This window comes from Streptomyces venezuelae ATCC 10712, from assembly GCF_008639165.1.
Classification (GTDB): Bacteria; Actinomycetota; Actinomycetes; order Streptomycetales; family Streptomycetaceae; genus Streptomyces; species Streptomyces venezuelae.
The window spans coordinates 3,844,284-3,863,417 of the sequence record NZ_CP029197.1 but is presented as its reverse complement, the minus strand read 5'-3'; the positions used below and the strand labels follow the sequence as shown (position 1 = coordinate 3,863,417).

Genomic DNA, 19,134 nt, shown 5'->3' with positions numbered 1-19,134 from the left:
CGCCGTCAGTCCTTCTTCGGCTCCTCAAGGCGCGGGAACAGCACCGCGCCCTTCGTCACCGTCGCACCCGCGGGGAGCTGGCCCCACGTGGCGGCGGACTGGACCGGCTGGGCGGCCAGGGTGCCCAGGGAGGCCTCCGCGCCGAGGGACTCCCACAGCGCCTGCGAGGTCTCCGGCATGATCGGGTTGAGGAGGACGGCGACGGCGCGGAGGGACTCGGCGGCCGTGTAGAGGATCGTCGCCAGGCGGGCCCGGCCCTCCTCCGACTCGTCCTTCGCGACCTTCCACGGCTCCTGCTCCGTGATGTAGCCGTTGACCTGCTTCACGAAGTCGAAGATCGCCAGGATGCCGCCCTGGAAGTCCAGCTCCTCGCCGATCTTCACGTCCGCGACCGAGACCGCCTTCGCCAGGCCCTCGTGGATCGCCTTCTCCGCGTCGCCGTCGGCCGTCGAGGCCGGCAGCGCGCCGCCGAAGTACTTGCCGACCATCGCCGCCACGCGCGAGGCGAGGTTGCCGTAGTCGTTCGCCAGCTCGGACGTGTACCGGGCGGTGAAGTCCTCCCACGAGAACGAACCGTCCTGGCCGAACGCGATCGCCCGCAGGAAGTACCAGCGGTACGCGTCCACGCCGAAGTGCGAGGTCAGGTCCTGCGGCTTGATGCCGGTCAGGTTCGACTTCGACATCTTCTCGCCGCCGACCATCAGCCAGCCGTTCGCCGCGACCCGGCCGGGCACGGGCAGGCCCTGCGCCATCAGCATCGCCGGCCAGATCACCGCGTGGAAGCGGAGGATGTCCTTGCCGATGAGGTGGACGTTCGCCGGGAAGGTCTCGTCGAACTTCGCCGGGTTCTCGTTGTAGCCGACGGCCGTCGCGTAGTTGAGCAGCGCGTCGATCCACACGTAGATGACGTGCTTCTCGTCCCACGGCACCGGGACGCCCCAGTCGAACGTCGAGCGCGAGATGGAGAGGTCCTCCAGGCCCTGCTTGACGAAGTTCACGACCTCGTTGCGCGCCGACTCCGGCTGGATGAAGCCCGGGTTCGCCTCGTAGAACTCGAGGAGCTTCGGGCCGTACGCGCTCAGCTTGAAGAAGTAGTTCTCCTCCTTGAGGATCTCCACCGGCTTCTTGTGGACGGCGCACAGCTTCGTGCCGTCCTCCGCCTCGATGAGGTCGCCGGGGAGCTTGTACTCCTCACAGCCCACGCAGTACGGGCCCTCGTAGCCGCCCTTGTAGATCTCGTCCTTGTCGTACAGGTCCTGCACGAACTCCTGGACGCGGTCCGTGTGACGCTTCTGCGTGGTGCGGATGAAGTCGTCGTTCGCGATGTTCAGGTGCTCCCAGAGGGGCTTCCACGCCTCCTCGACGAGCTTGTCGCACCAGGCCTGGGGCGTGACGTCGTTCGCCTCGGCCGTGCGCATGATCTTCTGACCGTGCTCGTCCGTGCCGGTGAGGTACCACACCTTCTCGCCGCGCTGACGGTGCCAGCGCGTGAGCACGTCGCCTGCGACGGTCGTGTAGGCGTGGCCCAGGTGAGGAGCGTCGTTGACGTAGTAAATGGGGGTCGTGACGTAGAACGCCTTCGCCCCCTGCTTCTCGGATCCAGTGGCCGCCATGGTCGAAATCCTAACGGGCCGACGAAGATCCACTCACATCCATATACGGCGGGGAGAGGATGGGGGCATGCGTGTACTGGTAGCCGAGGACGAACGACCCCTCGCCGAGCTCGTCGCCACCGGACTGCGACGGGCCGGCTTCGCCGTCGACACCGTCCACAGCGGCGACACCGCCCTCGACCACCTCGGCCTCCACCCGTACGACGTCCTCGTCCTCGACCGCGACCTGCCGCGCGTCCACGGCGACGACATCGCCCGCCGCCTCGTCGCCGAAGGCTCCCCCACCCGCATCCTCATGCTGACCGCCGCCACCACCACCGAAGACCGCGTCACCGGGCTCGACCTCGGCGCCGACGACTACCTCGGCAAGCCCTTCGAGTTCCCCGAGCTGGTCTCCCGGGTCCGCGCCCTGCGCCGCCGCGCCGCCCGCCCCCCGCTGCCGCCGCTCATCGAACGGTACGGGCTCCGCGTCGACACCGTCCGGCGGACCGCCAGCCGCGACGGACGGGACCTCGACCTCTCCCCGAAGGAGTTCACCGTCCTCCAGATCCTCCTGGAGGCCGACGGGGCCGCCGTCTCCGCCGAGGACCTCCTCGACCGCGCCTGGGACGCCCACGCCGACCCCTTCACCGCGGCCGTACGGGTCTGCATGAGCAAACTGCGGGCCAAGATCGGCGAACCCGCGCTGATCAGAACCGTGCAAGGCGTCGGGTACCAGCTGTGACAGGAACCTACCTGGGCTCCGGATCGACCATCCGGACCCGGATCGCGCTCGTGTACGGAGGAGCCTTCCTCGTCCTCGGGACCGTACTGCTCCTCGTGGTCAACCTGCTCGTCCTCGCCGGAACCGACGACAAGACCGACGCGATCGTCGCGCGCGCCGACGGAGTCGCGGTCGTCGAAGCCTACGAACTCGGTGACGACATCAGCCGGGCCGCCCGCGAACAGATGCTCATGTGGTCCAGCCTCGCCCTGCTCGCCACGGCCTGCTGCGCCGTCGTCGTCGGCTGGTGGACCGCCGGACGCGTCCTGCGGCCCGTCCACGACATGACCGCCCGCGCCCGGCGGCTCTCCGAACGCAACCTGCACGACCGGATCGCCGTCAGCGGACCCGACGACGAACTGAAAGAACTCGGCGACACCATCGACGCGCTGCTCGGACGCCTCGAAACGGCCTTCGACAGCCAGCGCCGGTTCATCGCCAACGCCTCCCACGAACTGCGCACCCCCCTCGCCACCCAGCGCGCCGCGATCCAGGTGGGCCTCGACGACAGCTGCGACGTGCGGCAGATCCTGCTCGACAGCAACCGGCGCAGCGAACGCCTCATCGACGGGCTGCTGCTCCTCGCCCGCAGCGAACGGGGGCTCGCCGAGCGGGACGACGTGGCGCTCGGAGACGTCGCCGAGGACGAATACCCCGACGCGTACGTGGTCGCCGACGGAGGCGTCGTACGGGGCAGCCGGGTGCTGCTCGCCCAGCTCGTACGGAACCTCGTCGCGAACGCCGTCACCTACAACGTGCCCGGCGGCACGGTGACCGTACGGGCCGAAAGCGGCGTCCTCACCGTGACCAACACCGGGCCCGTCGTCCCGGCGGCAGAGGTCACCGGACTCTTCGAACCCTTCCGGCGCGGTGAAGGACGCGACCGGATGGGGCCGGGCGCCGGCCTCGGACTCTCCATCGTCCGGTCGATCGCCGAGGCGCACGGGGGGAACGTCACCGCCGAGGCCCGCGACGCGGACGCCGGCGGCGGACTCGTGGTGACGGTGACCCTGCCGGTCACCGCCACCACGAGCCCGGCCTAGAACTCCAGGCCGGCGAGCAGCCCCCGGTAGAACGCCGGGTGCGCCGTCTCCACCGGGGTCGCGCCCGCGAAGTACGTGCCCGTACGGGGCGTGCCGTCCAGCTTGCGGAGGTAGTCGAAGGCCTTGCTGTCCTCCTCGCCCCACGCCACGAACCGCCAGTGCAGCGGGCGGCCGGCGGCCTCCGCCAGCGCCTGCGTCGCGGCCGTCTTCGACTCCGGCGCGCCGTCCGTCTGGAAGACGACCAGGGCGGGGCGGGACGCGTCCGCCTTCTCGTGGTGCGCCAGGACCTCCTCCACCGCGCGGTGGTAGTTGGTACGGCCCAGCCGGCCCAGGGTGGCGTTGACCTCGTCGACACGGGTCGGGGTGAGGTCGGCGGGGGTCAGGTCGACCGTCCCGTCGATGTCGGTCGAGAAGAACACCGTCGTGACCGTGGCGTCCTCGTCGAGGTGCGCCGCCAGCGCGGTGACCTGCTCGGCGAGTCGCTGCACGGAGCCGTCCTTGAAGTACCCGCGCATCGAACCGGACCGGTCCACGACGAGATACACGGCAGCCCGCGCCCCCGCCAGCCCCTGCTTCTTGAGCTGCGCCCCGGCGGCCTTGTACGCCTCCACGAGGTGCGGGGCGTCAGCCTTGACCTTGGCGAGCGGGAGGGCGGGGACCTGCGCCCCCGTAGCCGCCGCCTGCTCCTGCGGAGCGGCTTCGGCGTCCGCCGTGGTCCCCTCCGCGTCCGCCGTGGCGGCGGTCGCCTGCGGCGCGGCCTCGGCCTCCGTCTGCTCCTGCGGAGCAGCGTCGACCGCGTCGGCGTCGGCGGCCGCCTCCGGCTCCCCGGCCTGCTCCTGCGGAGCGGCTTCGGCGTCCGCCGCCGCGGCGGCCGGCTCCTCGGCCTCCGCCTCGGGGACGGCCTCGGGCTCAGCGTCGGCAGTCGCCTGCGGCGCGGCCTCGGCCTCCGCCTGCTCCTCCGGAGCAGCGTCGACCGCGTCGGCGGCGGCGGCCTCCGGCTCGGCAGCCTGCTCCTGCGGGGCGGCTTCGGCGTCGGCGGTGGTCGCGTCCGCGTCCGCCGTCGCGGCGGCCGGCTCCTCGGCCTTCGCCTCGGGCTCCGTGGCGGCGGTCGCCTGCGGCGCGGCCTCGGCCTCCGTCTGCTCCTGCGGAGCAGCGTCGGCGGCAGCGGCCTCCGGGTCCACGGCCTGCTCCTGCGGGGCGGTTTCGGCGTCCGCCGTGGTCGCGTCCGCGTCCGCCGTCGCGGCGGTCGGCTCCTCGGCCTTCGCCTCGGCGGTCGCCTGCGGCGCGGCTTCGGCCTCCGCCTGCTCCTCCGGAGCAGCGTCGACCGCGTCGGTGTCCGCCACGACTTCGGCCGCACCTGCGGTGTCGGCGTTCGCGTCCACCGGCGCGGGCTCCGCCGTCGCGGTGGCGTCCGCCTCCGCCTGCGGCGCGTCAGCCGCGGCCTCCGTCTTGGCCGCCGGGGCCGGCTCCTCCGTCGCCTCGGCGGTCGGCTCCGGCGCGTCGGCGGTGACGGCCGTCGTCTCCGGAGTCGCGTCGCCCCGGGGCTCAACGGCCGCCTCGGCCGCCGGGGCCGCCTTCTCCGCTGCCGCGTCGGCCGTCGGGGCCAGGCCCTTCGTCGCCTCGGCCGCCGGGGCCGCACTCCCCTCCGCCTCGGCCGCCGGGGCCGGTCCCCCCGTCGTCTCGGCCGCCGAGGCCGCCCCCTCCGTCACCGTCGCCGCCTCCGGCCCAGCCGCACGCGTCTTCGCGCGGGCGCGGGGGATTTGGGGGTTGTCGAAGGACGCCGCCACCAGGTCGTCCGCTGCTCGGCGGGCCGCGGCTTCCGGGGTGTCCGGGGTGGTGGACTTCGGCGTCTCACGCGTCTGGGGCGGGACGGCGGAGGTTGCCGGGGTGTCCTCGCGGTCCCGGCCGAACACCTTGCGCAGCATGCTCCGAATACCCATGGGCGAACCCTTTCGCATGAGTGGGGTGCGTGTGAATGTCCGTACTGGGCGTTTCGGGACGTTCATCCCTGGCCAGGGCGGACACGTAAGGTTAGCGGCCGCCCTCCGGCTCCTCCGCGACCCGGTCGCCCCCGGTTGCCGTGCATTCATTCGGCGTTCACTCCGTCGCCGTCCCTGTGCAGATGTGCGCACATAGCGTCGCGGCCGAAGGAATCCCGACACCATGTCGGCGCAGTGTGCGCCGGAGGAGGACGAAGTGCGCAAACTGCTGCCGCTGCTGAGCACCAACCCCCACGGAGGCGGCCGTTCCGCTCTCACTTGCCGTTACCGGTGTGGTGACGCCTGCTTCCACGAGGTGCCGAACACCAGCGACAACGAGTACGTCGGCGATGTCATAGCCGGTGCGCTGTCCCGCCGTTCGGCGCTGCGTGCCGCCGCCGTCGTGACCGTCGCCTCCGCCGCCGGCGGCGCCCTCGCGCTGAGCGCCGCGCCCGAGGCCGTCGCCGCCCGTCCCGAGAAGCACGGTCACGGCAAGGCGGACGGGGCCCGTGGTCTCCGCTTCACCCCGGTCGCGCCGAACACCGCCGACCAGGTGACCGTCCCCTCCGGTTACTCGCAGAACGTGGTCATCCGCTGGGGCGAGCCCATCCTCCGTGGCGCCCCCGCCTTCGATTCCGAGAAGCAGACGGCGAAGGCCCAGGCCGGCCAGTTCGGCTACAACAACGACTTCCTCTCCCTGCTGCCGCTGCGTGGGGAGCACGGCCGTCAGGTGCTCGTCGCGAACCACGAGTACACCGACGAGGTCCTGATGTTCCGCGGCTACGACGCCGCGAACCCGACCCGTGAGCAGGTCGAGATCGCCTGGGCGGCGCACGGCCTGTCGGTCGTCGTCGTCCAGGAGGAGCACCGTACGGGCAAGCTCACCCCGGTCGGCCGTCACTACCTGAACCGCCGTCTGCACACGACGAGCGAGTTCCGGGTCACCGGCCCCGCCGCGGGCAGCGCCCTGCTGAGGACGTCCGCCGACCCGACGGGCCGCAAGGTCCTCGGCACGCTGAACAACTGCGCCGGCGGCACCACCCCGTGGGGCACCACCCTCCACGGCGAGGAGAACTTCAACCAGTACTTCGCGAACGGCTCCAGCGCCACCGACAAGCGCTACGGCGTCGGCACCGGTGCCACCGAGCGCAAGTGGGAGCGGTTCGACAAGCGTTTCGACCTCAAGCAGGAGCCGAACGAGGTCCACCGCTTCGGCTGGGTCGTCGAGCTCGACCCGTACGACCCGGAGTCGACGCCCCGCAAGCGCACCGCGCTGGGCCGTTTCAAGCACGAGGCGGCGCAGCCGCGGCTGACCGCCGACGGCCGGCCGGTCGTCTACATGGGCGACGACGAGCGGTTCGACTACTTCTACAAGTTCGTCTCCAGCAAGCGGATGAAGAAGGGCACCTCGCGGGCCGCCCGCGAGCACAACCTGACGCTGCTGGACGAGGGCACGCTGTACGTCGCCAAGCTGACCGGCGACTCCCCGGCGGCGGAGATCGACGGCACGGGCAAGCACCCCAACGACGGCGAGTTCGACGGATCGGGCGTGTGGATCCCGCTGGCCACCGGCGATGTCTCGCACGTCCCCGGCATGACCGCCGAGGAGGTGTACGTCTTCACCCGCCTCGCCGGTGACAAGGTCGGCGCCACCAAGATGGACCGCCCCGAGGACGTCGAGCCGTCCCCGCGCACCGGTCGCGTCTACGTCGCGCTCACCAACAACACCGACCGCGGCAAGGCCGGCAAGGCTCCCGCGGACGAGGCGAACCCGCGCAACCTCAACAAGCACGGGCAGGTCCTCGAACTGGCGGAGAACTGGGACGACCCGTCCTCGGACGGTTTCGCCTGGCGCCTCTTCCTGGTCGCCGGCGACCCGAACGACCCGGCCACCTACTTCGCGGGCTACCCCAAGGAGAAGGTCTCCCCGATCTCCTGCCCCGACAACGTGGCCTTCGACCCGCACGGCAACCTGTGGATCTCCACGGACGGCGCCCAGCTGGGCTCGCACGACGGCCTGTTCGGCGTCGCCACGCAGGGCGAGCGCCGGGGCGAGCTCAAGCAGTTCCTGACCGTGCCGAAGGGCGCCGAGACCTGCGGGCCGATCATCCAGGACCGCCGTGTCCTGGTGGCCGTGCAGCACCCGGGCGAGGTCGACGGCGCCTCCGTCGAGAAGCCGGCCTCGGTCTGGCCGGACGGACCCGGCAGGATCGTCCGTCCGTCGGTCGTCGCCGTCTGGCGCACGGACGGCCGCGACATCGGTCTGTAGCGGCGGGGCGCCCGGGGGTGGAGTGGGTTCACTCCACCCCCAGGCCCTCCCGGAACCGTACGAACTGCTCCCCCGGGTCCCCCGTGTACGCCCACGGCACCCAGGCCGCCCGGCTGCCGAGCATGCCGAGCAGCTCCCGGGCGATCTCCACCTGGCCCGCGTAGCAGGCCGCGTGGACGAGGAAGTTGAGGTCGCCGACCTCTTCCGGGGCCACGGGTGTCCCCGGTTCCCGGCCGCCGATCCACCGGGCGTGCGTCCGCCGCAGCTCGGTGACCGCCAGCTCGTGCTTCCAGTGCTGGTCGAAGCCGCGCACCGGGCCGCGGCCCAGCGCCCCGTCGGCGATGTAGCGGTACTCCTCCACCCGCGCGACCTGCACGAGCACCGGCAGCGGCGATCCGGGCGGCGCCACTCCCGCCGCGTCCCGCGCGAAGTCGTACATGCTGCCGTGGGTCCCGTGCCAGCGCGCCGACCAGTAGCGCAGCACCTGGATGTGCCCTTCGGTGTTGTACGGGTCGCGGCGCCGCAACTCGTCGAACCAGTGCCGCAGTTCGCGCCGGGGCACGCCGCCCTCGTACAGCCGGGCCACCGACAGCAGTGACACCCAGGGCATCGGGTCGGCGGGTGCCGCCTCGGCCGCGCCCCGGCAGGCGTCGACGGCGGCGTCGATGCGGCCCCGGTCGACCGCCGCGCCCCGGCCGGCGGCGATGGCCGCGTCGAAGACCCGTACCACCTCGGTCGCCGCCCGCAGCACCGCCGCGTCCGGGTTGCCCGGTTCGGCGGCCCGCCAGGTCTCCACCGTGGAGCTGCCCGCGGCGGCGTGCGAGAGGAGCCGCAGCCGGTGGGTGCGGCGGGCCCAGTGGTCTCCGGTGGCCGCGAGCAGGTCCCGTACGCCCTGCCAGCGGCCGATGACGATGTCGTGGCGCGCCTCGGTCAGGGCGCGGTCCCCGAAGTCCGGGTCGAAGTCGGGCGCGAAGCGTTCCGGACGCGCCGAGCGCGTGGAGCGGCGGCGTACGGCCATCGGGGGCCTCCTTCGGGTTCGGCTGCCGTCAGAAGTGGTAACTCGCGTACGTTCCCGTGCTCTTGGTGAGGGTCTGGGTCAGAAATCCGTTGCGTAGCTCTGGTCGCGGGTTCCGGTCCGGGCGCGGGTGGCCGGTCCTGAGCCTTCGGCGGCCGCCATGGCGCGCAGGGCGTCGAGGCGGGCGGGGCGGTAGTAGTCGCTGCCCTTGCGCCAGTACACGAGCAGCGGGAGCAGGCCGAGGAGGAGGCCGCCGAGGCCGATCGTGAGGGCGGTGGTGGAGAGTTCGCCGAGGGACTCGACGAAGGCCCAGAGCATGAAGGCCGAGCCGAGCAGTGGCCAGAGGCCGCCGAGGACCAGGTTCTTCACGGAGCGGAACAGGACGGCCTTGTACGCGACGATCGCGGCGATGCCGGCCAGGCCGTAGTAGAACGCGATCTGGAGTCCGATCGCGGAGACGGCGTCGCGGAGGATCTGCTGGACGGAGCCCGCGGCCGCGGCGGCCGCGAACATCACCAGCGCCGCGCCGCCGACGGCGGTGATCGCGACCCACGGGGTGTTCCAGCGGCGGTGCACGATGCCGAGGGGGGCGGGCAGGGTCCGGTCGCGGCCCATGGCGAAGAGCGAGCGGGTGACCTGGAGGAGGGTGGTCTCCAGGGTGGCGACGGTGGACAGGAGGACGGCCACGACGAGGAGTTTGCCGCCGACGCCGGGCCAGATCTGCTGGCCGATGACGGCGAGGACGTTGGGTCCTGCGGTACGGATCTCCTCCGCGGTCAGCAGGACGTTGACGACGACGGTGACGGCGACGAAGAGGAGGAAGACGAAGGCGACGCCGACGAGCGCGGCGAGGCCGGCGGTGCGGCGGCTGTTGCGGGTCTCCTCGCTGAGGTTGCTGGTGACGTCCCAGCCCCAGTAGTAGAAGGCGGCGATCAGCGCGCCCGCGGCGAAGCCCTGCGGTCCTTCGAACTGGCCGAGGCCGAACCAGGACCAGTCGAAGGCGGTGGCCCGGCCCCGGTGGGCGACGGCGGCCAGGATGAAGCCGATCAGGATCAGCATCTCGACGCCCGACATGATCAGCTGGGCCCGGACGGTGAGCCGGGCGCCGCCGAGCACCACGAGCAGCATGATCAGGAACCAGCCCGCGCCGACGGCCGCGGCGAGCGGGGTGCTGTCGGCGAGGTCGGCGTCGATCAGCGAGAGGGTGAGGGATCCGGCGGGCAGGGAGCCGGCCACCATGAAGACGGTGGCGGCGAAGACCAGTGCCCAGCCGGAGAGGAAGCCGAGGAAGGGGTGGAGCGTGCGGCCCACCCAGGAGTAGCCGGCACCGGCGTTGACGTCGATCCGCCCGAGGCGGGCGTACGCGAGGACGATGCCGAACATCGGTATCGCGCAGTACAGCAGGGCGGCCGGGCCCGCGTGGCCGACGGCGCCGAAGAGGACGGCGGTGGTCGCGGCCATCGAGTAGGCGGGGGCGCTGCCGGCGACGGCCATCACGATCGTGTCGAAGGTGCCGAGGACATTGGGCTGGAGCCCTCTGTTCGTGGTGGTGCGCATGGCGGGGTCCTCGGGGCGCGGGGGGTGAGGCAGGGCGAAGTGGCCCGTCCGCCGGGCCGGTTGCCGACGGCGGCGGGCGCGGATCACGGTGAGATCGAGCGCATCGTAGTCGCCCGGGTGGCTTCCGGTAACGGCGGTGGGGAGGGTTCCGTTCAGTGACCGCCGGTAAGTCCTCCCGTACGCCCCCGGGAGGAGGTTTACCGCAGGTCGGGACCGGCGATGGCGCGGGCGCCGCGGACCTCCTGGCGGAGCGGGGCGAGGACTCCGTTCTCGTCGCCGGGCAGGTCGCTGCGGACCTCGACGAGGGTCTCCGACTCCCGGATGCCTTCGGCGAGTTCGCGCAGTTCCCGTTCGACGGCGGCGACCTCGGCCGGGTCGGGCGGGGCGGCGCCGTGGTCGACCCGGATGCGGGCGGCGGTCGTCGCGTCCACGATCCGCTCGACGGCGACGACCAGCGGCCACCAGGCGGCGGCCCGGGTGCCGGTCGGCGGCGGCTCCGTCAGCGCGCGCTGGAACTCGGAGCGCACGGTCGACAGGTCGCGGTAGAGCTTGCGCCGGGCCCGCACCCGGGCGCCCTGGTCCCCGTCCGCGGCGAACGCGCGGGTCACATAGGCGGCGGTGTCGGAGACGGCGTCCGCGAGCCGGTCGCCGATCCGGCTGTGCCAGGACTCGGGCCACAGCAGGTAGCCGGCGATCAGCGCGATGCCGCAGCCGATGAGCGAGTCGTACAGGCGGGGCATGACCAGGGCGAAGCCCTGCTGGTTGAGGGTGTCGGAGAGGAGCAGGATCACCGGGGTGATGGCCGCGGTCTGGAAGGCGTACCCCTTGGCGGAGAAGGCGGGGATGAGGGCGGCGAGCACGCACATCACGGGCACGTCCCACCAGCCGCGCGGGACCTCGGCGAGGACGAGGGCGGCGAGCAGCAGCCCGGCGGCGGTGCCGAGGGCGCGCAGGACGGCCCGGGAGAACACCGAGCCGAAGTCGGGCTTCATGACGAACGTGACGGTCAGCGCCACCCAGTACGAGCGGGGCACGGCGATCAGCGACACGAGGGCCTGCGCGAGCCCGATGCAGAGCGCCAGGCGCAGCCCGTACCGCCAGGAGGCCTCCGACAGCAGGGCGGCGCGGGTGGCCCGGCGGGCCCTGATCCGCAGGGCGGCGGGGCGGCCGAGCCGGTCGTCGACGGAGTCGCCCTTGGCCGGTGACGCCGGGTGGGGTTCGGTTCCGGCGGTGTGGACGACGGCGGCGGCGTGCCGCAGGGCGTGGTCGACGGCCTTTTCTGCGGGTCGCTCGGGGGTCGGCAGGTCGAGTACGGGTGCCCCGGTGCGGCCTTCCTCGACGGCGTCGGCGAGTTCGCGGACGCAGGCGGGGACGGCGGCGGGGATCGGGCCGTACAGCTGGGCGCGGAGGTGGGCGGCGGGGGCGGCCTCGACGAGCGGGATGACGACGTTCAGCTGGGACAGCAGGCGGACCAGGGAGGGCGTGCGGCCGTGCTGGCGGGCGCGGCGGGCGAGGATGAGGTCGTAGGACTGGTTGAGGGAGGCGGTGACGGCCTGCCGCTGTTCGTCGTACGCGGCGGTGCCGGTGGCCTCGTACAGCGCGGCGACGGAGCGGTAGGTGGCGGCGACGGCGGTCCGTTCGGGCGCGGCGCGGCGGAAGGGCCAGCCGAGGAGGGTGAGGAGGAGGACGAACAGCCCGCCGAGGGTGAGCAGGACGGGGGCCTTCCACCAGGGGTCGGGCATCGGGAGTCCGGCTCCGACGACGGCGTTGAGCAGCAGGAGGAGGCCCGAGACGGAGGCGACGGCGCCGATCGAGGAGATCATCCCGGAGACCAGCGCGACGACCGTCAGCACGGCGACGGCGAGCCAGCCGTGTCCGAAGACGAGGGTGCCGAGGGTGACGCCGACGGCGCCGAAGAGCTGCGGCACGGCGATGTTGAAGATCCGCATCCGGTAGGCGTCGGCGGTGTCGCCGATGACGCCGGAGAGCGCGCCCATGGACACTAGCGCGCCGTACGCGGGCTGCCCGAGGGCCAGTCCTGCGGCGAGCGGGGCGGACAGGGCGACGGCGGCGCGGGCGACGGCGGCCCGGGGGACGGGGGTGTCGGCCGGTTTGAGGCCGGCGGTGAGCCAGGGGGGTGGGGTGAGGCGGGTGGGGCCGGTGGTAGGTCGCGCCATACGGCCAACGTACTGTCCCCGCCTGGCCCCGGTCAGTTGCGGTAGGACTCGACCTCCGTGGCCGGCCGGAGGGTGGCCGTGTCCGGGTCCTCGCCGAACTCCGCCTTCGCCCTCCGCTGCCGCAGCAGGTCCCAGCACTGGTCCAGTCGGACCTCCAGTTCCGCGAGGCGGGCGCGTTCCTCCGGGAGGAGGCCGCCCGTGCGCTGCCGGAGGGCGCGCTCCTCCTCGACGAGGGCGCCGATGTCGTCCAGGATCTCGTCGTTCTCCATGTCCTCAAGCGTGGCCGATCAGCGCGGCCCGCGCAGGTCGAGATCGGCGAGGACGGCCCGGTGGTCGGAGCCGGCGAGGGCGGGGAAGCGGACCTCGCGGACGGTGAAGTCGCGGACGAGGACGTGGTCGATCTGCACGTACGGGGGGAGGGGGCCCTCCGTGGGCCAGGTCGGCGTGCGGCTGGCCTCGGCGCGCCGGGCGGCGTCCTGGAGGCCGCCCGCGGCGAGGATGTGGCGGAAGGCGGCGTGGTCCTGGGAGGCGTTGAAGTCGCCCGCGATCAGGGTCGGGCCGGGGGTGCGGGCGGCGGTCGCGGCGTAGTCCTGGACGCGGCCGAGTTCGCGTTTCCACAGGTGGACCTGGCCGGGCAGCGGCGGCAGGGGGTGGGCGAGCTGGAGCCGGACGGGGACGCCGGCGATGTCCGCCGTGGCGCCCGGCATGCCCATGGCGGCGGGGATCATCCGCCAGTCGCGCAGCGGGTAGCCGCTGAGCACGATCGAGCCGGTGGAGCCTTCGCCCTCGACGGAGGCGTAGTACGGGTGCGAGTCGGCGAAGGCCGAGGTCAGTGCGGTGCGGCAGGCGCGGTCGCATTCGGAGACGAAGGCGATCTGGGGGCGTTCGCGCCGGATGACGTCGATGAGCGCCCGCGTCCCCTCGCCGAACTCGACGTTCGCCGCGATGACCTTGACCCGGGCGAGCGGCAGCCCGTACGGGATGACGGTCTGCGGCATGTAGGGGACGGAGCTCCAGGCGGTGGCGCCGAGGACGAGGACCGCCAGGTAGGTGAGGCCGCGGCGGCGGGCGGCCGCGGCGAGGAGTACGCCGAGGCCGGCGGGGACCGTCAGCCAGGGGAGGAACGAGAGCAGTTGGGGGACCGGGGTGACGGCGTCGGTGTCCAGGGCGCGGCAGGCGGCGGTGACGGCCGGGACGATCAGGAGCAGCCCCGCGGCCCAGGCCGTGACGCGGTGCCTGGGCCGCAGGGGCGGCTCGGGGGCCGGGGGGACGGGGCTGTCGTTCACGGGCTCGGCGGCATGCTCGGCGGCTAGGACTCGGTCCACGTCCTCAGTGTCGCAGGGCCTGGGTGATCTCTGCCTTGGGTTGGCCCGAGAGGCTCCGATTGCTGCGTGCCGTACCGGTTTTGGACTGTCCGGGCGGGACGCCGTCGATGTTCAGGACGACCGAGTCGAGGAAGTTCCCGTCCGCGTCCCGGAAGGTGACCATGATCGTGTAGTCGGCGGCCGCGTCCTTGGGGTTGGTCGCGGTGATCGGGGCGACGGTCCGGTCGCCGTCGGTGGCGGTCGGTCCCGCGCTCACGTCGCCGGCGGCGTTGACCCCGTCCTTGACCTCGTTCATCTTCTGCTCGGCGGCGGAGGCGACGGCCGCCGTCGCCGAGGAGAAGATGTCGCCCGCCGTGTCCTTGGCGGTGTCGCAGCCGGTGAGGCCGAGGGTGAGCGCGGTGCCGGCGGCGAGGGACAGGGCCGCCGCCGTGGTGCGTCTCATCGGCGCCCCTCAGAACTTCTCGTGGCGGCCGTACGCCTCGTCGGTGGCCAGCGCCCAGATCACGAAGACCGAGATGGCCATCGAGAACAGGGCCCACCACGGCTGGTAGGGCAGGAAGAGGAACTGGAAGAGGACGTTGAGGGAGGCGAGGGCGATGCCGGCGACCCGGCCCCATTCGGCGCCCTTGAGGATGCCGTATCCGGCGATCGCGACGATGACGCCGAGGATGAGGTGGATCCAGCCCCAGGTGGTGAGGTTGAACTTGAAGACGTAGTCGCCGACGCGGGTGTAGACGTCGTCCTCGGCGATGCCGGCGATGCCCTGGAAGATGTCCATGAAGCCGGTGACCAGCATCAGGACGCCGGCGAAGAGGGTGCCGCCGGCCGCCCAGGCGCCGGCGGACGAGGGCTTGGGGGTGCGCTGTGGTGCCGTGTTCTGGCTCATGGCCCCATCGTGGGAGCGTTCGTGCGGTTCCGAACTTTCAGTTGGGCCGTACGAGTGAGCGGAGGTAGTTCTCCAGTACGGCGTTGAACTCCTCGGGCCGCTCCAGGTTGGGCAGGTGAGCGGCCTTCTCGATGATCGCGAGGGTGGCCACGGGGAGGAGCGCGTGCATGTCCTCCGCGTCGGTGACCGGGGTGTACGTGTCGTCCCGGCCGACCACGACGAGCGCGGGGAACGGGACGGTGGTCAGCGTCCGCCGGTAGTCGGGGCGCTCGGCCCGGCCGCGCAGCGCGGCGGCCGCGCCGGCCGGGTCGGTGGCGCACATCATGCGGTGGACGTGCGGGGCTGCGTGGGTGTTGTACGGGGCGACCATCCGGTCCAGCACCTCGTCGGCGTATCCGCGCATGGCCCGGGCGCCGCCGGCGAGCAGCCGGTCGGCCATGGCGTTCCGGGCGGCCTTGCCCTCCTCGGTCTCGGCGGTGGGGAAGGTGTCGGCGAGGACGAGGCCCCGGACGCGCTCCGGGTGGCGGCGGTAGAGCTCCATGGCGATCTGCCCGCCCATGGAGAGCCCGGCGAGGACGCAGGTGTCGATGCCGAGCTCGTCGAGGAGGTCGATGAGGTCCTCAGCGAAGACGCCGAGGTCGGTGGAGTGGGGGTGCGCGCCGAGCGGTGTGGCGCCGTAGCCGCGCAGGTCGGGGGCGATGACCCGGTGGGTGCGGGAGAAGTGGTCGAGCTGGGGCTGCCACATGGTGTGGTCGAAGGGGTGCCCGTGGACGAGGAGGAGGGCGGGGCCCGTGCCCTGGTCCGCGTAGCCGATCTCGGTGGTGGCGGTGCGCATGACGTGCATGTCCGCAGGCTAGGCAGCCCGAACTCCTCGGTGCAATAAGATCTTTGCTCTCGGTGCAATGGTGGAGGGGGCCGGCGTGGAGGAGTACCGGAGGATCGCCGACCGGGTCGAGGCGGCCGTCCGCGACGGACGGCTGAAGCCCGGCGACCGGCTGCCGCCGCAGCGGGTCTTCGCCCGCCGCCACGCCATCGCGAACTCCACCGCGATCCGCGTGTACGGGGAACTCGCCCGGCGCGGCATCGTCGTCGGCGAGGTCGGACGCGGCACCTTCGTCCGGGCCGCACCCCCGCTGCCCGGGCCCGCGCTCGCCGAGGCGACCGGCGCCGCCCCCGTCGACCTCCAGCTCAACTACCCGGTCTTCGACGGCCAGTCGGAGCTGATGGCTCGGGCGCTCGCCGCCCTCGCCCGGCCCGACGTGCTGGCCGAGGCCGTCCCCCGGCCCGCCGCCGCGACCGGCACCCCGCAGGCCCGCGAGGCGGCGGCGGCCGTCCTCGCCAGGCCCGGCTGGGCGCCGGACCCGGACGGCGTCCTCTTCGCCGGGAACGGCCGGCAGGCCATCGCCGCCGCACTCTCCGCCCTCGTGCCGCCCGGCGGCCGACTGGGCGTCGAGGCGCTCACGTATCCCCTGGTCAAAGCGGTGGCGGAGCGGCTCGGCATCCGGCTGGTGCCGCTCGCCCTGGACACCGATGGGGTACGGCCCGAGGCGCTCGCGGCGGCCCACCGGGCGGCGCCGCTGGCCGCCGTCTACCTCCAGCCGACCCTGCACAACCCGCTCTCCACCGTCACCGGCGAGGCACGCCGGAGCGCACTCGCCGAGCTGCTCCGGCAGCTGGACCTGACGGCCGTCGAGGACACCACCTGGGCCTTCCTGGTGCCGGACGCGCCCGCCCCGCTCGCCGCGCACGCCCCCGAGCGGGTCCTCCTCGTCGACAGCCTCTCCAAGCGGCTCGCCCCCGGACTGACCGTCGGCTACCTGGTGGTGCCCGGCAGGCTGCGGGCGGCCGTGGCGGAGGCGCTGCGCTCCGGCGCCTGGACGGCCGGCGGGCTCGCGCTCGCGGCCGCGACCCGCTGGACCGGGGACGGCACGGTCGCCGAGGCCGTCGCGGCCAAGCGGGCGGACACGGCGGCCCGGCACGCCCTGGTCCGGCGGCGGCTCGCCGGGCACGCCGTGCGGACCTCGCCGTACGCGTACTACTGCTGGTGGGAACTGCCCGCGCCGTGGCGGGCGGAGACCTTCACGGCGGCCGCCGCCGCGCGGGCGGGGGTCGCGGTCACCCCGGGCGGCGCCTTCGCGGTGGGGCCGGGGACGGCCCCGGACGCGATCCGGGTCGGGCTCGCCTCGCCGCCGCGCGCGGTGCTCGACGGGGCGCTGGAGCGGCTGGCGGCCCTGGCGGAGGAGGGGCCGTAACGGGGCTTCCGGGAGGGGCCGTCGCGAGGCTTCCGGGAGGGGGTGGATCTCCCTTGCCTTCGTAATCCTGGATATGTAGTGTCCAGAATATGAAGATGAGCGACGGCGTGGAATGGGCGCTGCACAGCTGCCTCAACCTGGCCTGGATCGGATCCGGGCAGGCGGTCACCGCCGCACGGCTCGCGGCCTACCACGAACTGCCCCCCGCCTATCTGAACAAGCAGCTCCAGGCGCTCGCCCGGGCCGGGATCGTCACCTCGGTCTCCGGACCCAAGGGCGGCTTCCGGCTGGCGCGCGCCCTGGACCGGATCACGCTGATGGATGTCGTCGCCGCGATCGAAGGCCCCGACGAGGCCTTCCGCTGCACCGAGATCCGGCAGCAGGGGCCCGGCGCGGCGGCGCCGGAGTCGTACGCCGCCGAGTGCGCCATCGCCGGAGCCATGAGCCGGGCCGAACTGGCCTGGCGGCGGGAGCTCATGGCCCAGACCCTGGACGACGTCCGGGCGCGGGCCGAGCTCCAGGCGCCGGACGCGCCCGAGCGGCTCCGCCACTGGCTCGCCCACCTCTGAGACCGCGCCCGGCCCCGTCGCGCCCCCCCGCCACCGTCCGCACGGCGGGCGCCCGCACTCAGCCCGGCCGCCGCTCCGGTGGCCGTACTCCACGGAAGGAACGACCCGTCATGACGGACACCGACCGCACCCCCGCCGACCAGCGGACCATCACCAACCCGGACACCCTCCACGACCCCACCCCCTTCGGCTACAGCCACGCCGTCTCCGCCCCCGGTGAACTCGTCTTCATCGGCGGCCAGTACGCCTCCGACGCCACCGGCTCGCCGGTCCCCGGCGACTTCGCCGCCCAGGTCGAGCTGTCGCTCACCAACCTGCGGCTCGCCCTCGAAGGCGTCGGCCTCGGCCTGGAGAACGTCGTCCGGCTCGGCTCGTACGTCGTCGACCACGACATGACGAAGCTGGCGGCCCTCGGCAAGGGGCTGCACGCCCACTTCGGTGAGCGGCTGCCCGCCCAGACCCTGAGCGGTGTCGCCGCGCTCGCCCTCCCGGGCATGCTCTTCGAGATCGACGCCGTGGCGGTACGCCCGGCCCGCTGACGCCGCCGCCCGCCCGGCCCCCGCCTGATCCACTTGCGGGTCGCCGGGCGCGGGTGTGCCCTGGAGGGTGCGGGAAGCAGCAGGGGGGCGAGAGACGAAGGAGCTCCTGCCATGGCCGCACACGCAGCGATACCCGTCCGGAAACCGTTCGGCACGCACGGCTTGGCCACCCCGATCATCATCGGCGTGCTGTACGGCCTCTACGCGGCGACCGTCGCGCGCCACGGCGGCCCCACCACCCTCGGACAGCTCTGGCTGGGCCTCGTCTCGGCCGTGGTCCTGGCCGGCGGGATCTACGTCCTGCGGCGCTTCGGCCGCGCCCTGCCGCGCGAACTGCGCGCCCTCGCCTGGGGCTCCCTGACGGGCATCGCGGTCGGCTTCCTGTTCAGCCTGTCCGGCGCCAGCGTCCTGTCGTCGAGCGGCCTCGGACTGGCCTTCGCCGGCGTCAACGTCGCCGCGGCCTACTACCTCTTCTACACCCACGAGGACGCCGCCGGACGGCCCGCGCCGTACTGACGGCCACCGTCTGCCGCGCGCCTGCGCCGGTGGTACGCGACCGCCACCGCGGCGAGCAGCACCGGCCAGGCCGCAAGCGGCGCGTAGCAGGCGATCAGCAGGGCGTCCTGCGCCGGGCTCGCCGGGATGCCGGGTCCGAGGCCCGCGTACGAGGCGTACGCGCCCCAGCCGGCGATCGCGCACAGCCCGGCCACGCCGGCGAACGCGGCGCCGGTCGCGGCGGCCGCGTTCACCCGGCGCCCGCCGAGGAACGGCAGCCACCGCGGGAACACCTCGCCCCAGGAACGCACAAGACCCAGGGTGAGCAGGGCGAGCAGCTCGGACACGACGCTCAGGGAGACCACGTACACCGACGTCCCCAGCGTCATGGCACCGAGTTCGGCGTCCTGGGTGACCGGGAGACCGGCGACGAGCGCCAGGCGCCAGAGGCCCGACGGCAGGGTCGCGAGCGGAACGGCGTGGGCGGCGAGGACGGCCCAACGGGGCACATCGGGAAGGGCTTTGATTCTCGGCATGGGAGCAGCCTCCCGCCGGGGAGCCCCCCGGCACGTCGGCCCGCGGGCCGGTCCGCCTCCGCCGCGCGGGGGAGCCGCCGTCCCCCGCCGGTCGGGGTGCCGCGGCGCGGCGCCCT

General features: G+C 73.4%; 18 protein-coding genes. 7 read left to right on the top strand and 11 right to left on the bottom strand.

The window, feature by feature from the left end:
- Positions 1 to 5: 5 nt before the first annotated feature.
- Positions 6 to 1,613, bottom strand: coding sequence for a methionine--tRNA ligase (gene metG, locus DEJ43_RS17695; protein ID WP_015034754.1), 1,608 nt, complete (start codon positions 1,611 to 1,613; stop codon positions 6 to 8).
- A gap of 67 nt (positions 1,614 to 1,680) precedes the next feature.
- On the opposite strand from metG, the gene DEJ43_RS17690 reads away from it, so the two are divergent.
- Both DEJ43_RS17690 and DEJ43_RS17685 read left to right on the top strand, forming a co-directional pair.
- Positions 1,681 to 2,337 (top strand): response regulator transcription factor, encoded by a 657-nt coding sequence (locus DEJ43_RS17690; RefSeq protein ID WP_015034753.1) that lies wholly within the window; start codon positions 1,681 to 1,683, stop codon positions 2,335 to 2,337.
- Positions 2,334 to 3,419, top strand: a complete 1,086-nt coding sequence (locus tag DEJ43_RS17685) for a sensor histidine kinase (protein WP_015034752.1) — start codon at positions 2,334 to 2,336, stop codon at positions 3,417 to 3,419. The genes DEJ43_RS17690 and DEJ43_RS17685 overlap by 4 nt, the downstream gene beginning before the upstream one ends.
- Here the strand turns inward: DEJ43_RS17685 and DEJ43_RS17680 are convergent.
- On the bottom strand, positions 3,416 to 5,359 hold the full coding sequence (locus DEJ43_RS17680) for a VWA domain-containing protein (RefSeq protein WP_041662618.1): 1,944 nt from the start codon (positions 5,357 to 5,359) through the stop codon (positions 3,416 to 3,418). The genes DEJ43_RS17685 and DEJ43_RS17680 overlap by 4 nt on opposite strands.
- Before the next feature lie 256 nt (positions 5,360 to 5,615).
- On the opposite strand from DEJ43_RS17680, the gene DEJ43_RS17675 reads away from it, so the two are divergent.
- Positions 5,616 to 7,667 carry a PhoX family protein gene (locus DEJ43_RS17675; protein WP_041664021.1) on the top strand — a complete coding sequence of 684 codons (2,052 nt, stop codon included), beginning with the start codon at positions 5,616 to 5,618 and terminating at the stop codon, positions 7,665 to 7,667.
- Between the two features lie 28 nt (positions 7,668 to 7,695).
- Here the strand turns inward: DEJ43_RS17675 and DEJ43_RS17670 are convergent, their stop codons facing one another.
- The 8 genes from DEJ43_RS17670 to DEJ43_RS17635 all read right to left on the bottom strand — a co-directional run bounded on the left by DEJ43_RS17670 (position 7,696) and on the right by DEJ43_RS17635 (position 15,471).
- Entirely contained in the window at positions 7,696 to 8,685 is a 990-nt protein-coding gene (locus tag DEJ43_RS17670; RefSeq protein WP_071891379.1) for a hypothetical protein, read from the bottom strand.
- 78 nt (positions 8,686 to 8,763) lie between these two features.
- Positions 8,764 to 10,239, bottom strand: coding sequence for an APC family permease (locus DEJ43_RS17665; RefSeq protein WP_041662617.1), 1,476 nt, complete (start codon positions 10,237 to 10,239; stop codon positions 8,764 to 8,766).
- A gap of 197 nt (positions 10,240 to 10,436) precedes the next feature.
- Positions 10,437 to 12,416, bottom strand: a complete 1,980-nt coding sequence (locus DEJ43_RS17660) for an FUSC family protein (protein ID WP_015034746.1) — start codon at positions 12,414 to 12,416, stop codon at positions 10,437 to 10,439.
- Between the two features lie 32 nt (positions 12,417 to 12,448).
- Entirely contained in the window at positions 12,449 to 12,685 is a 237-nt protein-coding gene (locus DEJ43_RS17655) for a DUF2630 family protein (RefSeq protein WP_015034745.1), read from the bottom strand.
- Positions 12,686 to 12,703: 18 nt separating this feature from the next.
- Positions 12,704 to 13,741 (bottom strand): endonuclease/exonuclease/phosphatase family protein, encoded by a 1,038-nt coding sequence (locus DEJ43_RS17650; RefSeq protein ID WP_015034744.1) that lies wholly within the window; start codon positions 13,739 to 13,741, stop codon positions 12,704 to 12,706.
- Between the two features lie 4 nt (positions 13,742 to 13,745).
- Positions 13,746 to 14,183, bottom strand: coding sequence for a hypothetical protein (locus tag DEJ43_RS17645; RefSeq protein WP_015034743.1), 438 nt, complete (start codon positions 14,181 to 14,183; stop codon positions 13,746 to 13,748).
- A gap of 9 nt (positions 14,184 to 14,192) precedes the next feature.
- Complete coding sequence (locus DEJ43_RS17640) at positions 14,193 to 14,627, bottom strand: DUF7144 family membrane protein (protein WP_015034742.1); 435 nt, start codon at positions 14,625 to 14,627, stop codon at positions 14,193 to 14,195.
- Between the two features lie 37 nt (positions 14,628 to 14,664).
- Positions 14,665 to 15,471: an alpha/beta fold hydrolase gene (locus DEJ43_RS17635; RefSeq protein WP_015034741.1), complete on the bottom strand. Its 807-nt coding sequence runs from the start codon at positions 15,469 to 15,471 to the stop codon at positions 14,665 to 14,667.
- A 76-nt stretch (positions 15,472 to 15,547) separates the two neighbouring features.
- Between DEJ43_RS17635 and DEJ43_RS17630 the strand changes: the two genes are divergently transcribed.
- The 4 genes from DEJ43_RS17630 to DEJ43_RS17615 all read left to right on the top strand — a co-directional run bounded on the left by DEJ43_RS17630 (position 15,548) and on the right by DEJ43_RS17615 (position 18,503).
- Entirely contained in the window at positions 15,548 to 16,879 is a 1,332-nt protein-coding gene (locus tag DEJ43_RS17630) for an aminotransferase-like domain-containing protein (RefSeq protein WP_041662615.1), read from the top strand.
- A 95-nt stretch (positions 16,880 to 16,974) separates the two neighbouring features.
- Positions 16,975 to 17,448, top strand: a complete 474-nt coding sequence (locus DEJ43_RS17625; RefSeq protein ID WP_015034739.1) for an RrF2 family transcriptional regulator — start codon at positions 16,975 to 16,977, stop codon at positions 17,446 to 17,448.
- Positions 17,449 to 17,558: 110 nt separating this feature from the next.
- Positions 17,559 to 17,987: a RidA family protein gene (locus DEJ43_RS17620; RefSeq protein WP_015034738.1), complete on the top strand. Its 429-nt coding sequence runs from the start codon at positions 17,559 to 17,561 to the stop codon at positions 17,985 to 17,987.
- Between the two features lie 111 nt (positions 17,988 to 18,098).
- On the top strand, positions 18,099 to 18,503 hold the full coding sequence (locus tag DEJ43_RS17615) for a hypothetical protein (protein WP_015034737.1): 405 nt from the start codon (positions 18,099 to 18,101) through the stop codon (positions 18,501 to 18,503).
- Here the strand turns inward: DEJ43_RS17615 and DEJ43_RS17610 are convergent.
- Positions 18,461 to 19,018: a hypothetical protein gene (locus tag DEJ43_RS17610; protein WP_015034736.1), complete on the bottom strand. Its 558-nt coding sequence runs from the start codon at positions 19,016 to 19,018 to the stop codon at positions 18,461 to 18,463. The genes DEJ43_RS17615 and DEJ43_RS17610 overlap by 43 nt on opposite strands.
- Between the last annotated feature and the right edge of the window lie 116 nt (positions 19,019 to 19,134).

Coding starts and splice junctions, on each gene's coding strand:
- metG (WP_015034754.1), bottom strand. CDS start 1,613: ATGGCGGCCACTGGATCCGAGAAGCAGGGGGCGAAGGCGTTCTACGTC.
- DEJ43_RS17690 (WP_015034753.1), top strand. CDS start 1,681: ATGCGTGTACTGGTAGCCGAGGACGAACGACCCCTCGCCGAGCTCGTC.
- DEJ43_RS17680 (WP_041662618.1), bottom strand. CDS start 5,359: ATGGGTATTCGGAGCATGCTGCGCAAGGTGTTCGGCCGGGACCGCGAG.
- DEJ43_RS17670 (WP_071891379.1), bottom strand. CDS start 8,685: ATGGCCGTACGCCGCCGCTCCACGCGCTCGGCGCGTCCGGAACGCTTC.
- DEJ43_RS17665 (WP_041662617.1), bottom strand. CDS start 10,239: ATGCGCACCACCACGAACAGAGGGCTCCAGCCCAATGTCCTCGGCACC.
- DEJ43_RS17660 (WP_015034746.1), bottom strand. CDS start 12,416: ATGGCGCGACCTACCACCGGCCCCACCCGCCTCACCCCACCCCCCTGG.
- DEJ43_RS17655 (WP_015034745.1), bottom strand. CDS start 12,685: ATGGAGAACGACGAGATCCTGGACGACATCGGCGCCCTCGTCGAGGAG.
- DEJ43_RS17645 (WP_015034743.1), bottom strand. CDS start 14,183: ATGAGACGCACCACGGCGGCGGCCCTGTCCCTCGCCGCCGGCACCGCG.
- DEJ43_RS17640 (WP_015034742.1), bottom strand. CDS start 14,627: ATGAGCCAGAACACGGCACCACAGCGCACCCCCAAGCCCTCGTCCGCC.
- DEJ43_RS17635 (WP_015034741.1), bottom strand. CDS start 15,471: ATGCACGTCATGCGCACCGCCACCACCGAGATCGGCTACGCGGACCAG.
- DEJ43_RS17625 (WP_015034739.1), top strand. CDS start 16,975: ATGAGCGACGGCGTGGAATGGGCGCTGCACAGCTGCCTCAACCTGGCC.
- DEJ43_RS17620 (WP_015034738.1), top strand. CDS start 17,559: ATGACGGACACCGACCGCACCCCCGCCGACCAGCGGACCATCACCAAC.
- DEJ43_RS17615 (WP_015034737.1), top strand. CDS start 18,099: ATGGCCGCACACGCAGCGATACCCGTCCGGAAACCGTTCGGCACGCAC.
- DEJ43_RS17610 (WP_015034736.1), bottom strand. CDS start 19,018: ATGCCGAGAATCAAAGCCCTTCCCGATGTGCCCCGTTGGGCCGTCCTC.